The following is a 14838-nucleotide window of genomic DNA, read 5'->3' as shown; positions in this document are numbered from 1 at the left end:
ATGACAAAAACGCGCCTGTTCGGGCTATTTGGCGGTCTAGCCGTCTTTATCGCCATGCTCATGCTTCCCGCACCGGCAGGCATGGAAACGACCGCGTGGCACGTCGCCGCGCTGACGGTCCTGATGGCGATCTGGTGGATGACCGAGGCGCTGCCGCTGACGGTCACGGCGCTGCTGCCTTTCCTCCTCGTCCCCGCCTTCGGGGTGATGAATGCCAACGCGATCGCGAAGGAATATTATTCACCGATCCTGTTCCTGATCCTCGGCGGCGCCTTCCTCGCGCTGGCGATCGAGCGCGTCGGGCTGCATCGCCGCCTTGCCCTGTCGCTGCTCAAGGCCGCGCCGCAAACCGCGAGCGGGCTGCTCTTTGCCTTCATGGCGGCGACCGCGCTGCTCAGCATGTTCATCTCGAACACCTCGACGACGCTTATCATGATCCCGATCGCTCTCGCGGTCGTGCGCGCGGGCGGGGTACGGGAGGGAGAGACCGATGGTTTCGCGGGCGCGGTGATGATGGGCATCGCCTTCGCCGCATCCGTCGGCGGACTCGGCACGCTCGTCGGCAGCCCGACCAACGCCATCGCCGCGGGCCTGATCGAAAAAGCCCTCGATCTGCGCATCTCCTTCCTCACCTGGGCGATCTACGGCGTGCCCGTGGTGCTGCTCGGGACCCCCGCCGCCATGTGGATCGTCGGGCGGGTCCACCGGCTCGCCGATCATCCCTTCGACGGCCACGCCGCCGCCGCCGCGCTGGGCAACCAGGCGATATGGTCGACCGCCGAGCGCCGCGTCGTCCCGGTCTTCCTGCTCGTTCTGGTCGCGTGGATCGCGCAGCCCTGGCTCGAACCCTTCCTGCCCGAGGGGGCGCTGACCGACGGCACGATCGCGGTTGCGGGCAGCCTGCTCCTCTTCGTGCTTCCCGATGGCACTGGCCGGCCCCTGCTCGTCTGGAAAGAGGCCGACCGCGCGCCGTGGGGCGTGATCATGATGTTCGGCGGCGGCCTCGCGCTTGCTGCCGCGATCACCGCAAGCGGGCTTGCCGCGTGGCTCGGCACCGTGCTCGCGCCGCTCGGTAGCATTCCGACGATATTGCTCGCCGCGATCATTGTCGGCCTGACTATCCTGATCACCGAATTTGCGAGCAACGTCGCGACCGCAAGCGGCATCATGCCCGTGCTCGCCGCGCTGATCGCCGCGACCGGCGCCGATCCGATCCTGCTCGCGCTGCCTGTTGCGATGGCCGCGAGTTGGGGCTTCATGCTACCTTCGGGGACGGGCCCCAATGCGCTGGCGTGGGCGACCGGGCATATTGCGTTGCCACGGATGCTCAAGGCCGGGCTGGCGCTCGACATTATCGGTGTGCCGTTGTTGATCGGCGTGATCTGGGCGATTGCGATGCTCGGCTGATCGCCGAGGAGTTCGTTTCAATCGAAACCGCCTCTGCTATAGGCGCGGCTACCCTCAAAGGAGCATCCCAATGGCCATGCGCGGCAAATCCAAGACGAACACCCGGAAAATCGGCGATCGCGAACTCAGCCCCGCGACGTTGATGATGGGACTCGGCTATGACCCGGTGCTGTCCGAAGGGTCGCTGAAGCCGCCGATCTTCCTGACCTCGACCTTCGCCTTTGAAAGCGCGGCGGCGGGCAAGCGTTTCTTCGAACATATCACCGGCAAGCGCGAAGGGCCCGCCGACGGCCTCGTCTATTCGCGGTTCAACGGCCCGAACCAGGAAATCCTCGAAGATCGTCTGGCGGTCTGGGACGGCGCCGACGACAGCCTCGTCTTTTCGAGCGGCATGTCGGCAATCGCGACCCTGCTCCTCGCGCTCGTCGGCCAGAATGACGTGATCGTCCATTCGGGTCCGCTCTACGCCGCAACCGAAACGCTTATCGCACGCATCCTGTCGCGCTTCGGCGTCAGCTTTCTCGACTTCCCCGCCGGCGCGACGCGCGAAGAGATCGACGCGATCCTCACGCGCGCGCAGGCGCTCGCCACCGAAAAGGGCGGCAAGGTCGCGCTCGTCTACCTCGAAAGCCCGGCGAACCCGACCAACGCGCTCGTCGACGTCGAGGCCGTCCGCGGCGCGCGCGATGCCGCCTTCCCCGGCGAGCAGCAGCCCCCGATCGCGATCGACAACACTTTCCTTGGCCCGCTGTGGCAGAAGCCGATCCGTCAGGGCGCCGAACTCGTCGTCTACAGCCTCACCAAATATGCTGGCGGCCATTCGGATCTCGTCGCCGGCGGGGTGTCGGGTGACCAGCGGCTGCTCAATATCATCCGCCCGATGCGCAACACGATCGGCACGATCTGCGACCCCAACACCGCGTGGATGTTGCTGCGCAGCCTCGAAACGCTCGAACTGCGCATGAACCGCGCGGGCGAGAATGCGCTGAAGGTCTGCACCTTCCTTAAAGCCCATCCCAAAGTCGACGGGCTCGGCTACCTCGGCTTCATCGAAGATGCGCGGCAGAAGGACATCTTCGACCGCCATTGCACCGGCGCCGGATCGACCTTCTCGCTATTCATCAAGGGCGGCGAAGAAGAGAGTTTCCGTTTCCTCGATGCGCTGAAGATAGCGAAACTCGCGGTCAGCCTCGGCGGCACCGAGACGCTCGCGAGCCATCCCGCGGCGATGACGCATCTATCGGTTCCCATCGAGCGCAAGAAGGCGCTCGGCATCACCGACAATCTGGTGCGCGTGTCGATCGGCATCGAGGACCCCGACGATCTGATCGCCGATTTCGCGCAGGCATTGGACGCGGTTTGATCCTGTTCCCCCCTCCCGCAGGCGGGAGGGTCGGGGGTGGGCAGCATCGCTGCAATGGCCAACCCCGCTGCGACCAGCGAACAAGTTCGCAAGTCTCGCTGCACCTCCCGCTTGAGGGAGGGGATTTATCGTTTCGCGCGCCAGTCGACGACCTGCCAGCCCATTTGCGGAGCGAGCAATTTCAGCTTGCGCGACGGCGTCGTCGCGACCGCCTCGTCGGCGAAATGCAGCATCGGGTGGTCGGACACATGGTCCGAATAGGCGCGGATATGCGCGCTGACGCGGGTGATGTCGTTGGCGGCCATCCAGCCGTCGATCCGCGCGAACTTTGCCTCGCCGTAGCAATTGTCGCCCGAAAGACGTGCGTGAATATGGTCGGCGCCGTCGGGCTCGTCAAGCTGCGTCGCGATCACATCGTCGATCCCGAGCCGCCGCGCGATCGCATCAACGTAAAGGTGGAACGACGCGGTCGCGAGCAGCAACCGATACCCCGCCTCGCGGTCGGCGGCGATCTGTTCGAGCGCCGCGGAGTGTAGCCCGCGCGCCACGACCTTGTCGGCATAGCTTTCGGCGAGCGGCGCGATTTCGGTGCGGCGGAAGCGCTTGCCGACGAGCAGCCGCAGGTTGATCGCCTTCAGGCGCGAGCGGTCGATGAGGCGAAGCGAATAAGCCGCACCGGCAAGCCCGACGAGCGGCAGCAGCAGGAGCCGCCATTGCTGGCGCCGCTGCGCAACATGCATCAGGAAGCCGCTGTAAGTCCCTGACCGCGTTATCGTCCGGTCCATGTCGTACATCGCGACGCGGTGCGCATAGTCGGGGATTGGCGTGGCGAACGGGTCTTCCATCCCTCACCCATAGTGTGGTCCGCCGTGGCGGCCAAGGCCCGGCAAGCTAAACCATGGATTCACTTGCCGTCACGGGGCAAATAAGACAATGTCCCGGGCGATGGTTGCCAGGGCGGATTTCGAACATAGCGACGGTGCCGATGGTGCCGAAGTTCGCTTCACCGGCCGTCTGACGCTCGCGCGTCTGGGTGACGTTCCCGCGCGGCTCGAAACGCTTGGCCCGATCGCGACGCTCGACCTGTCGGCACTCGAACGCATCGACACCGTGGGCGCCTGGATCGTGACGCGCACCGTCAACGAACATGGTTCGAAGGTCGTTGGCGCGAGCGAGGAAGCCCAGCGCCTGCTCGACGCGCTCGCCGCGGACAAGAGCGAATATCGCGTCCATCGCGACCGCCGCCCGGCGTGGGCCCGCATGCTCGAACAGGTGGGCACTGCCAGCGTCGCGATCTGGCAGGAGCTGCTGGGCATCGTCGGTTTTTTCGGCGCGATGATCGTCGCGCTGGGCATTCAGATACGTGCGCGCCGCCGCCTCCGGTGGAATGCTGTCGTCACCCGCTTCCAGACCGTCGGCGTCGACGCCCTGCCGATCATCGGCCTGATGAGCTTCCTGATCGGGATCGTCATCGCGCAGCAAGGTGCGGTGCAGCTCGAACAATTCGGGCTGGAGGTGTTCACGATCAACCTCGTCGGCCGCGCCTCGATCCGCGAACTTGGCCTGTTGATGACGGCAATCATGGTCGCCGGACGTTCGGGCTCGGCCTTCGCCGCGCAGATCGGCACGATGAAGCTGACCGAAGAGATCGACGCGATGCGCACGATCGGGGTGTCGCCGATGGAAGCGATCGTGCTACCGCGCGTCGCCGCGTCGACGATCACAATGCCGCTGCTCGGTTTCTACGCCAGCCTGTGCGCGATCGCGGGCGGCGGCGCCTTTGTCTGGGTTGGGCTCGACATCCCGCCGCTCACCTATATCCAGCGGCTGCGCGAAATCATTCCGATGACCGATTTTTACATCATGCTGATCAAGGCGCCGGTGTTCGGCATATTGATCGGCGTCACCGGTTGTTATGAAGGCATGCAGGTGCGCCAGAATGCCGAGGAGGTCGGCCAGCGCACAACCTCGGCCGTGGTCGCCGCGATCTTCCTCGTCATCGTCCTCGACGCAATGTTCGCTGTTTTCTTCTCTTCGCTGGGGTGGAATTGATGGGCGAAGAGATCGAGCAGGAGATCAAGGAAGAGCTTGCCGCCGCCGACGCGGTGCGACCCGAAAAGTTCGAAACGGCGATCTGCATCCGCGGCCTCAAGAACCAGTTCGGCGATGCCGTCGTCCATGAGGGTCTGGACCTCGACGTTCGTTCGGGCGAGATCCTGGGCGTCGTCGGCGGATCGGGCACCGGCAAGTCGGTGCTGATGCGTTCGATCATCGGCCTTCAGACGCCGACCGCGGGCGAGATCGAAGTCTATGGAAAAACGCTCGACACGATCGCCAACGAAGAGGAATCGCGCGACCTGCGTCGGCGCTGGGGCGTAATGTTCCAGGGCGGCGCGCTGTTCTCGACGCTAAGCGTGGCCGAGAATATCCAGGTTCCGCTGCGCGAATATTATCCGCGGCTCGACCAAAAGCTGCTCGACGAGATCGCCGCGTACAAGGTCGCGATGGTCGGGCTGCCGCCCGATGCCGGCCCGAAATATCCCGCCGAGCTGTCGGGCGGAATGGTCAAGCGCGCCGGCCTCGCCCGCGCGCTCGCGCTCGACCCGGCGCTGCTGTTTCTCGACGAGCCGACCGCAGGGCTCGACCCGATCGGCGCGGCGAAGTTCGATGAGCTCATCCGCGAACTGGCCGACACGATGGGCCTCACCGTCTTTCTCATCACGCACGACCTCGACTCGCTTTATGCAACCTGCGACCGGGTCGCGGTGCTGGCCGAAAAGAAGGTGATCGCGGTCGGTACGATCCCGGAACTGCTTGCCACCGAGCATCCGTGGATACAGGATTATTTCAACGGGCCACGCGGCCGTGCTGCGGCAAGCGGGAACCAAACCGCGAAGCCGCGATAGGAACAGCTGATGGAAACTCGCTCAAACAACGTCCTCGTCGGCGCTTTCGTCCTCTTCTTTACTGCGGCGCTCGCCTTTTTTGTCGTCTGGCTGGCGAACGACAGCGGCGGCGACAAGCGCGAATATGACATATTTTTCAAGCAATCGGTCGACGGACTGAACAAGGGCGCACAGGTGCAATTCTCTGGCGTTCCCGCCGGTCAGGTTCGCGAAATTGCGCTGTGGCCCGAGGATCCGCAATTCGTCCGCGTCCGGATCGAGGTGAACGAGGGGGTCCCCGTGCTACAAGGCACGACCGCCGCGCTCGAAGGCGTCGGGTTCACCGGCGTATCGCAGATCTCGCTCGATGGCGCGGTCAAGGGTGCGCCGCCGATCGCCGACAAAGGGCCCGCGGGCAAGCCCGTCATCCCGACGCGCATCGGCGGCCTCGGCGAACTGCTCAACACCGCACCGCAACTGCTCCAGCGCCTGTCAACGCTGACCGAGCGTCTCGCCGAACTGGCCGACGACGAAAATCAGGCGAGCCTGCGCGGCATCCTCAAGAATGTCGAGGCGAGCACGGCGATCCTCGCGCGCAACGGCCCCGCGATCGAAAAGGCGCTGGCCGACACGCGGATCGCGATCCAGCAGACGGGCAACGCCGCCGAACAGATCGGCAGCCTGGCCGCCTCCGCGCAGGGCACGATCGACCGCAATGTCGACCCGGCGATGGCGAACCTGCGCGACACACTGAAATCGGCGAATGCGTCGATGGCGACGCTGGAAGGCGCGATTTCGGACGCGCGGCCGGGCCTCAAGACCTTCAGCGAAACGACGATCCCCGAAGCCAATGCGCTGATCCGCGACCTGCGCCGCACCTCCGCTTCGCTGTCGAGCCTGACCGACAAGCTCGACCAGCAGGGCGCCGGCGCGGTTCTCGGCGGCAGCAAGCTGCCCGATTACAAGAAATGAGGATGCTCATGATGCGAACACTCCGCGCACCGCTGCTCGTCGCTATCGCCGCCGTTTCGCTGTCGGCGTGCGTCGGCCTCGGCGGCAAGACTCCGCCCTTTCTGCTGACGCTCGACGCGGATGCCGCGCCGACTGCGGGCGGCGCGCGCACCTCGGCCGAGGCCGCGACGCTGACGATCCTGATCCCGACCGCACCGCAAAAGCTGCGCACGACACGCATCCCGGTGCAGCAGGACGGATCGAGCGTCACCTATGTCAAGGACGCGCAATGGGTCGAGGCACCCTCGCGCCTGTTCCAGCGACTGGTATCCGAAACCGTGTCGGCGCGCACGTCGCGCGTCGTGCTCGACGAGGGGCAGTATCTGACCGCGCCGGGCGAACAGCTCGCGGGTCAGCTCATGGAATTCGGCGTCGATGCCGCCACCAACGAGGTCGTCGTCGTCTATCAGGCGATGCTGGTATCGGCGGGCGGCAAGACGGTGACGCAGCGCCGCTTCGAAGCGCGCGAGGCGATCGGCGGCAAGGTCGAAGCCAAACCCGTCGGCGAGGCGCTGACCCGCGCCGCAAACAAGGTCGCGGTCGAGGTTACGGGGTGGCTGGGCGGCTAGACCCGCCTGCCCATTGCCATTTCGTGCCGCTGCGCCTAGAGGGCGCCGCATCATATCACCTGTTCCTGCACAGCCTCTTCCGGGTTTCCGGCTGCGCCCTTTCCTTTCGAGCCCGCTGACTTGAAAGGACTATGCCATGGCGTGGGTCATCCTCGCGATCGCCGTTGTTACCGAAATCATCTGGGCGCTCAGCCTGAAATGGGCTGCGACGCTCGGGACCTGGCAGGCGTCGGCCGTTCCAATCTCGCTCAGCTTTTTGAACATGGCGCTGCTGGCGTTCGCGATGCGCGGCATCTCGGCCGGAACCGCCTATGCGATCTGGACCGGCCTCGGCGCGGTCGGCGTCATCATCGGCGGTATGGTCTGGTTCGGCGAGAAGGTGAACGTGGTCCAGATCGGCTTCATGGCGCTGATCGTCATCGGCGTCGCCGGGACCAAGCTGTTTTCGACGAGTTAAGCAACGACGACGGTTATCGACCGATTGCAGACGTTGATCCTCCCTGCGGCGCAGCCGTGGGGAGGGGGACCGCCGCAAAGCGGTGGTGGAGGGGCCGAGGTCGGCGCTAATGCCCCTCCGTCAGCGCTTCGCGCTGCCACCTCCCCATGCCTGCGGCACAGGGAGGATATGTCCCTCATCGTCACCCCGGACTTGATCGGCGATTATCCCCTTGCGACATGTAAGCGGCTGTTCCCCGGCGAAGGCCGGGGTCCAGAGCGTTGAAAAGCCACGGTCGCCCGATGACGCCCTGGGCCCCGGCCTTCGCCGGGGAACAGCTACAGGTTCGAAAGGGACAGTCACCGACTTGATCCGGGGTCCATCAAACTGATGCCGCGCGAATGGACCCCGGATCAAGTCCGGAATGACGATGATGGGAAAGATCCTCCCTGTCGCGCAGCGATGGGGAGGTGGCAGCGCGCAGCGCTGACGGAGGGGCTTTGGCGCACCGTTGTCGCCCCTCCACCACGCCCTGCGGGCGCGGTCCCCCTCCCCATGCCTGCAGCACGGGGAGGATTAATGCCCGCTTCCGGTCGAAACCTGCCGTTCGGTTCAGACCGTCGCCTCAGCGAGGTTCAGCTTTGCAGCGCGCTCGAAGATTTGCGTGAGCACGGGTTCGGTGTCGGTGACGCGCATCGCGACCTGAAACTCGACCGGCGCCAAAGCCGGCATGCCGCCGATTGGGGCAAGCACGCCGCTCGCGATTTCGCTGCGCACCATCGGCCGCGGAAAGATGCCGATGCCGCCGCCCGCTTTCGCGATGTCGATCATCGTGCGCGCATTGTTGCAGAGGTTGAGCGATTTCTGCGCGATGCGCGACGCCGCGATCGCTTCGCGCATCCGGCCGTGGATCGGCGAATGGCTGGCGAGCGACCAGACGGGAAGCGTGGCCTCGCCGCCGGCAAAGGCCGACGCGACCGCAGGACTCGCGAGCCACACCAGTTCGACCGCGCCGATCGGGCTGGTCTTGAGCGCCGGATGCGCGATCGGACCCGCGGCAAAGGCGATGTCGGTGCGCCCGGTCAGAAGCTGCTGGATCAGGTTCGCGGTGAGGTCGATTTCGATCTCGAGCCCGACATTGGGCATATCCGCCTTGAGCCCCGCGACGAAGGCGGGAAGGCAGCTCGCCGCCGCGATCTCGCCCGCGCCGATGCGCACCACCCCGCTCGCCTCGCCATATCCGCCGCTGCCGAGCAGCGCGACCTGCATGTCGCGGAGGAGCGGGTCGCAGTCGCGCACCAGCTTGCGCCCCGCCGCGGTGAGCGACATCGCGCGCCCCTCGCGGCGGAACAATGCGGTCCCCAGCCGTTGTTCGAGTTCGCGCATCCGCGCCGACACCGTCGGCTGGGTGGTGTTGAGCCGCTCGGCCGCGGCCGAAAAGGTCCCGAGCCGGTCGATCCAGAGCAGGGTTTCGAGGTGATAGAGCGAGACGCGATTGATAGACATCGTCTATGTATAATCCAAAAATCGAACAATTAGAATTGATGGATCAAATGCGCCAAGGTCGCGCGCGAAACCACTCAGGAGAGCCGTCCCATGGGGAAGAAGCAATATCCCGACGCCGCCGCCGCCCTTGAAGGACTGCTGTTCGACGGCATGCAGATTTGCGCGGGCGGCTTTGGCCTGTGCGGCATCCCCGAACGGCTGATCGACGCGATCCGCGACGCGGGCACCAGGGATCTGACGATCGCCAGCAACAATGCCGGGATCGACGGCGAGGGGCTCGGCAAGCTGCTCCGCACCAAGCAGGTCAAGAAGATGATCTCGTCTTATGTGGGCGAGAACAAGGAATTCGAGCGGCAATATCTGGCGGGCGAACTCGAGGTCGAATTCTGCCCGCAAGGCACGCTGGCCGAACGCTGCCGCGCGGGCGGCGCGGGCATCCCAGGCTTCTATACCAAGACGGGGGTCGGCACGCTCGTCGCCGAGGGCAAGGAAGTGAAGAGCTTCGACGGGCAGGATTATATCCTCGAACGCGGCATCTTCGCCGACCTGGCGATCATCAAGGGGTGGAAGGCCGACGAGAGCGGCAACCTCATCTTCCGCAAGACCGCGCGCAACTTCAACCAGCCGATGGCGACCGCGGCGAAGATCTGCGTCGCCGAGGTCGAAGAAATCGTCCCCGTCGGCAGCCTCGATCCCGACAGCATCCACCTGCCGGGTATCTATGTGAAGCGCCTCGTCCTCGGCGCGCCGTACGACAAGAAGATCGAATTCCGCACGGTGCGGCAGAAGGAGTCCGCATGATGGCCTGGACCCGCGACGACATGGCGGCGCGCGCCGCGAAGGAACTGAAGGACGGCTATTACGTCAACCTCGGCATCGGCATCCCGACCTTGGTCGCGAACCATATCCCGGCGGGGATGACGGTCACGCTCCAGTCCGAAAACGGCATGCTCGGCATTGGCCCCTTCCCATATGAGGGCGACGAGGATCCCGACCTGATCAACGCGGGCAAGCAGACGATCAGCGAGCTGCCGCAGTCAGCCTATTTTTCGTCGTCGGACAGTTTCGCGATGATCCGCGGCGGGCATATCGACCTGACCGTATTGGGTGCGATGGAGATTGCCGAGAATGGCGACATCGCCAACTGGATGATCCCGGGCAAGATGATCAAGGGCATGGGCGGCGCGATGGACCTCGTCGCCGGCGTCAAGAAGATCATCGTCGTGATGGAGCATGTTGCCAAGGACGGCAGCCCCAAGTTCATCCCCGAATGCACGCTGCCGCTGACCGGCAAGAATGTCGTCGACATGATCATCACCGACCTTGCGGTGTTCCGGCGCGACGATCATGACAGCCCGTTCAAGCTGATCGAACTCGCGCCGGGGGTGACGGCCGAGGATGTCGCCGCGAAAACGACGGCGCATTATATTGCATAATGTCGCGGCCAACCCCGGCACCACCTGGCTGATTATCGGCGGGTGGCTGTCGGTTGTGGCCGCGCTGCTCCATATCGCCTGCATTTTCGGCGGCCCCGACTGGTATCGTTTTTTGGGCGCGGGCGAAGGCATGGCGCGGGCGGCGGCGCGCGGAGACCTGCGGCCGACGCTGATCACGCTGGGGATTGCCGCCATCCTGCTGATCTGGGCCGGCTATGCCTTTTCGGGCGCCGGCTCACTCCCGCGCCTGCCGCTGCTGCGGACGGGGCTGATTGTGATTACGGCTATCTATCTGCTCCGCGGGCTGATTTTTGTGCCGCTCCATCTGTGGCGGCCGCAGCATACGGACAGTTTCGCGATCTGGTCTTCGCTGATCGTCTTTATCTATGGCGCGGTCTATGCCGCCGGGACATTCAAGGCCTGGCGGCATCTTGCGCCCTAAGGGGTGACGGCGGAGGAAGTCGCGGCTAAGACGACGGCCAATTATGAGGTCGCAGCCCAATAAAAAGTCGATGAAGCGCGTTTTAACTGGTCTCATCGCGGTCGCCGCGCTGGGACTCACGGGCTGGTTTGCACTTCACGCCTTGGGCGGGAAGCACCCGCTTGCGAGCGTCGCGATCCCGATCCGGGCGCCTGAAAACCTGCCCGACACGCCCGCCGAATGGCGCGGCCGGATCGACTATCGCGCGCTCGACCGGCAGCTCACCGACCTGTCGCAGCGCCCCGAGATGGCCGGGCTGGCGGTGGCGGTGGTCGAAGACGGCGAACTCAGCTTCGTCCGTACCTATGGCTTCGCCGACAAGTCGACCGGCGCTCGGGTAACGCCGCAAACGCTGTTCCGCTGGGCCTCGGTGTCCAAGACCGCAACGGGCGTGCTGGCGGCCGCGCTGGCCACGGACGGCGCGGTCGATCTGGGCCGTCCGGTCGCCGACCTGGGCACGTCGCTGCGCCTGCCCGGCGGCGCCGAGGCGCGGGTCACGTTGGACCAGCTGCTGGCGCAGCGTTCGGGCCTCACCAAGAATGCCTATGACGAAAAACTGGAGGAAGGACAGAGCCCCGCAGCACTGCGCGCAAGCCTTGCCGCCGCACCGCTGCAATGCGAACCCGGCACCTGCCACACCTATCAGAATGTCGCCTTCGACGCCGCGAGCGAGATATTGGCGCGGGCCGCGAACGAGTCTTTCGGCGATGCGGTCGAGGACCGGTTTTTCCGCCCGCTCGGCATGGTCAGCGCGGGTTACGGAATGGAGCGGCTGACGGGCGCCAAGGACTGGGCGAAACCGCACCGCGGCGCGCAGGTCCGCCCGATCAAGGAAGCCTATTGGCGCGTTCCCGCCGCCGCGGGGGTCGAAAGCGATATCGTCGATTTCGCGACGTGGATGCAGGCGATGATGGGGAACCGCCCCGACGTGCTGCCGGCCCCGGTGTTGCAGATCGCCCATCGCCCGCGCGTCGGCACGGGGCGGCTTTATGGCGGCGCCTTGCGTCTGGCCACCGGCGATGCGGCCTATGGCCTCGGCTGGCGGAGCTTTACCTATGGTGGCAGCCGGCTAGAGGGCCATTCGGGGGCGGTTGAGGGCTATCGCGCGACGATGATTTTCGAACCCGCCACGCGAACGGGCGTCGTCGCCCTGTGGAACAGCGATTGGGGATTTCCGTTCCGGATCCCGTTCACGGTGATCGACAGCTATCACAAGCGCGACGACGCGGGCTGGCTCGACCTCAGCGAGTTGCCGCAGCCAACGGGCGGCGCTGCCAAGCCCAATCCGGTTACCGCGGAGCCGAAAAGGTAACCGCCTTCCCCCCCGTCCGCTGCCTGTGTATGAGGCGCGCGGACAAGGCCGAGAGGAGATTCATCCATGCGCGTACTGTTGACCGGATCATCGGGTTGGCTGGGGCGCTATCTGGCTCCTCTGCTCGTTCAGAGCGGTCATGACGTTACCGGGCTCGACGTCGTGCCCGGGACGCACACGCAGGTGATCGGCACCGTTGCCGACCGCGCGCTGATCGACCGGACGATGGGCGAGCATGGCATCGAGGCGATCATTCACGGCGGCGCGCTGCACAAGCCCGACATCGTGCGTTATCCGCGCCAAGCCTTTGTCGACGTCAATGTCAGCGGCACGCTGAACCTGATCGAAGCGGCGGTCGCTGCGGGGAACGACCGCTTCCTCTTCACCTCGACGACTTCGCTGATGATCCGCGCCGATGTGCGCGAAGGCGCGGGCGCGGCGGGCGCGTGGTGGATGGACGAGGATTTCGGTCCGATCGAACCGCGCAACATTTACGGGATCACCAAGCTTGCGGCCGAGCAGGCGTGCAAGCTGGTGCACCGCGAGCATGGTATCGCCGTGGCGATCCTGCGTACCGGGCGCTTCTTTCCCGAGGATGACGACACGCATGCCAGCCCAGGCGGTCCGAACCTGAAAGCGAACGAATTGCTCAATCGCCGCCTGACGGTCGAGGACGCCGCCGCGGCGCATCTCGCCGCACTCGAGGCCGCACCGTCGATCGGCTGCGACACCTTCATCCTCTCGGCCCCGCCACCCTTCGCACGCGAGGACGCCGAGGAACTCGCCCGCGACGCGCGCGCGGTGATCGCGCGCCATCATCCCGACGCGGCGGAGCTCTATGCCGCCAAGGGCTGGGTGCTCCCCGAAACGATCGACCGCGTCTATGACCCGTCGCGCGCCGAGCGCCGCTTCGGCTGGCGCGCGCAAAGCGATTTCGGCAGCCTGCTCACGGCGCTGCGCGACGGCACCGAACTGCCTTTCGCGCACGATCCCGAATATACCTCACCAATTATCGCACAGGAGCGCCAAGCATGTACGTGCTGATCACCGCCAATCGCAATTATTCGAGCTGGTCGCTGCGCCCGTGGGTGTTGATGCGCGCGCTCGACATTCCGTTCGAGGATCAGATCGAGCCCTTCACCAACCCGATCAACTATGACGAGTTTCGCAGTTTTTCGCCGACCGGACAGGTGCCCGCGCTCCTCGACGAAGGACGGACGGTCTACGACTCGCTCGGCATCACGCTCTATCTTGCCGACCGGCATGAGGGCGTATGGCCGACCGATCCCGACGCCCGCGCCTGGGCGCAATGCGCAGTGACCGAAATGCACAGCGGTTTTTCGGCGCTGCGCAATGATTGCACGATGAATGTGGGGGTCCGTGTGACACCCAAGCCGCCGTCGGGTGCGCTCCGGCTCGACGTCGCGCGCATTCGTGAATTGTTCGCCGAGGGCCTGTCGCGTTTCGGCGGCCCCTTCCTCGCGGGCGACCGCTTTACCGCGGTCGATGCCTTCTTTGCCCCGGTCGCCTTCCGTATCCGCACCTATGGCCTCGACGCCGGCGCCGGACAGGCGTGGGTCGATCATATGCTTGCGCATCCGGCGATGCAGGATTGGGAACGCCAGGCCCTCGCCGAAAGCTGGCGCGAAGAAGGCCATGAGGCGGAATTGAAGGCGGCAGGCGCGATTACGGCAGATTACCGGACGGCCTAGTCGGCAAGCGCCGCGCGGACGACCGCGATTCCGGCCTCGCTCTGCGCTCTCAATTCGGCCTTCAGCTTCGCCGGATCGCGAGCGAAGACGAAGCCGAAGCTGACCCCGCCCTCCTTGCCGATCGTGGCATGGTGGAGCTTGTGCGCCTGCACCAGCCGCTTGGCATAGCCGCGCCGCGGCACCCAGCGGAAATAGCGCTGATGGACGAGCCCGTCGTGCACCAGTGTGTAGATGATGCCGTAGAAGAGGATGCCGAGCCCGATCCATGTTCCGGGCTCCCACGCCCCGGCGCCCATGATCATCGGGCTGCCGATGACGAACATCGAAATGCTCATCGCGGCGCCGAAGATCGCAAACAGGTCGTTCTTTTCGAACATCTTTTCGTGCGGCTCATGGTGGTCGCGATGCCAGGCCCAGCCGAAGCCGTGCATGATATATTTGTGGCTCGCCCAGGCAACGCCCTCCATCGCCGCGACGGTGGCAAGAATGAGCGCGATGATGGCGAGCGTCGACATGGGGGGATTATAGGCTTGTTGCTTGCGCGAGGCCACCTCTCCTCATTCGTCACCCCGGACTTGATCCGGGATCCATTACTGCGGCCGAATGCCGTAGACCCTGGATCAAGTCGGTGACTGTCCCTTTCGAACATGTAGCTGTTCCCCGGCGAAGGCCGGGGCCCAGGGCGTCATCGGGCGACCGTGGCTTTCCAACGCTCTGGAC

General features: G+C 65.3%; 16 protein-coding genes. 13 read left to right on the top strand and 3 right to left on the bottom strand.

The genetic code is table 11. The annotated features are described in order from the left end of the window. The gene (locus ACREBX_RS01245; RefSeq protein WP_431559934.1) at positions 1–1407 is read left to right on the top strand and encodes an SLC13 family permease; all 1407 of its coding nucleotides are present in this window, start codon (positions 1–3) and stop codon (positions 1405–1407) included. A gap of 70 nt (positions 1408–1477) precedes the next feature. Further along, on the top strand, positions 1478–2770 hold the full coding sequence (locus tag ACREBX_RS01240; protein ID WP_431559933.1) for a cystathionine gamma-synthase family protein: 1293 nt from the start codon (positions 1478–1480) through the stop codon (positions 2768–2770). A 125-nt stretch (positions 2771–2895) separates the two neighbouring features. On the opposite strand, the gene ACREBX_RS01235 is transcribed toward ACREBX_RS01240, so the two are convergent. Further along, the gene (locus ACREBX_RS01235) at positions 2896–3615 is read right to left on the bottom strand and encodes an HAD family hydrolase (protein ID WP_431559932.1); all 720 of its coding nucleotides are present in this window, start codon (positions 3613–3615) and stop codon (positions 2896–2898) included. A gap of 100 nt (positions 3616–3715) precedes the next feature. On the opposite strand from ACREBX_RS01235, the gene ACREBX_RS01230 reads away from it, so the two are divergent. The 5 genes from ACREBX_RS01230 (at position 3716) to ACREBX_RS01210 (ending at position 7692) form a co-directional block, all read left to right on the top strand. After that, entirely contained in the window at positions 3716–4822 is a 1107-nt protein-coding gene (locus ACREBX_RS01230; RefSeq protein WP_431559951.1) for an ABC transporter permease, read from the top strand. Beyond that, entirely contained in the window at positions 4822–5676 is an 855-nt protein-coding gene (locus ACREBX_RS01225) for an ABC transporter ATP-binding protein (RefSeq protein ID WP_431559931.1), read from the top strand. Before ACREBX_RS01230 ends, ACREBX_RS01225 begins: the two co-directional genes overlap by 1 nt. 9 nt (positions 5677–5685) lie before the next feature. Further along, positions 5686–6627: an MlaD family protein gene (locus ACREBX_RS01220; RefSeq protein WP_431559930.1), complete on the top strand. Its 942-nt coding sequence runs from the start codon at positions 5686–5688 to the stop codon at positions 6625–6627. A gap of 8 nt (positions 6628–6635) precedes the next feature. Then, the gene (locus ACREBX_RS01215; protein WP_431559929.1) at positions 6636–7235 is read left to right on the top strand and encodes an ABC-type transport auxiliary lipoprotein family protein; all 600 of its coding nucleotides are present in this window, start codon (positions 6636–6638) and stop codon (positions 7233–7235) included. 136 nt (positions 7236–7371) lie between these two features. Then, on the top strand, positions 7372–7692 hold the full coding sequence (locus ACREBX_RS01210) for a DMT family transporter (RefSeq protein WP_431559928.1): 321 nt from the start codon (positions 7372–7374) through the stop codon (positions 7690–7692). A 591-nt stretch (positions 7693–8283) separates the two neighbouring features. Here ACREBX_RS01210 and ACREBX_RS01205 read toward each other — a convergent pair. Further along, on the bottom strand, positions 8284–9177 hold the full coding sequence (locus ACREBX_RS01205; protein ID WP_431559927.1) for a LysR family transcriptional regulator: 894 nt from the start codon (positions 9175–9177) through the stop codon (positions 8284–8286). A gap of 90 nt (positions 9178–9267) precedes the next feature. Here ACREBX_RS01205 and ACREBX_RS01200 point away from each other — a divergent pair, with 90 nt between their 5' ends. From ACREBX_RS01200 to ACREBX_RS01175, 6 genes are all read left to right on the top strand, one after another. After that, on the top strand, positions 9268–9978 hold the full coding sequence (locus ACREBX_RS01200) for a CoA transferase subunit A (RefSeq protein ID WP_431559926.1): 711 nt from the start codon (positions 9268–9270) through the stop codon (positions 9976–9978). Beyond that, a complete protein-coding gene (locus ACREBX_RS01195; protein WP_431559950.1) occupies positions 9978–10613 on the top strand; it encodes a CoA transferase subunit B in 636 nt (211 codons plus the stop codon). The genes ACREBX_RS01200 and ACREBX_RS01195 overlap by 1 nt, the downstream gene beginning before the upstream one ends. After that, complete coding sequence (locus tag ACREBX_RS01190) at positions 10606–11055, top strand: hypothetical protein (protein WP_431559925.1); 450 nt, start codon at positions 10606–10608, stop codon at positions 11053–11055. Before ACREBX_RS01195 ends, ACREBX_RS01190 begins: the two co-directional genes overlap by 8 nt. A gap of 70 nt (positions 11056–11125) precedes the next feature. Then, a complete protein-coding gene (locus ACREBX_RS01185; protein ID WP_431559924.1) occupies positions 11126–12406 on the top strand; it encodes a serine hydrolase domain-containing protein in 1281 nt (426 codons plus the stop codon). Positions 12407–12472: 66 nt separating this feature from the next. Next, positions 12473–13450 carry an NAD-dependent epimerase/dehydratase family protein gene (locus ACREBX_RS01180; RefSeq protein ID WP_431559923.1) on the top strand — a complete coding sequence of 326 codons (978 nt, stop codon included), beginning with the start codon at positions 12473–12475 and terminating at the stop codon, positions 13448–13450. Next, the gene (locus tag ACREBX_RS01175) at positions 13438–14118 is read left to right on the top strand and encodes a glutathione S-transferase family protein (RefSeq protein WP_431559922.1); all 681 of its coding nucleotides are present in this window, start codon (positions 13438–13440) and stop codon (positions 14116–14118) included. Before ACREBX_RS01180 ends, ACREBX_RS01175 begins: the two co-directional genes overlap by 13 nt. Here the strand turns inward: ACREBX_RS01175 and ACREBX_RS01170 are convergent. Then, positions 14115–14633 carry a sterol desaturase family protein gene (locus ACREBX_RS01170; protein WP_431559921.1) on the bottom strand — a complete coding sequence of 173 codons (519 nt, stop codon included), beginning with the start codon at positions 14631–14633 and terminating at the stop codon, positions 14115–14117. The two genes, ACREBX_RS01175 and ACREBX_RS01170, sit on opposite strands and share 4 nt — an antisense overlap. Positions 14634–14838: the final 205 nt, after the last annotated feature.

The organism is Sphingopyxis sp., assembly GCF_050725655.1.
GTDB lineage: Bacteria > Pseudomonadota > Alphaproteobacteria > Sphingomonadales > Sphingomonadaceae > Sphingopyxis.
This window is presented reverse-complemented; position numbering and strand designations above follow the sequence as displayed.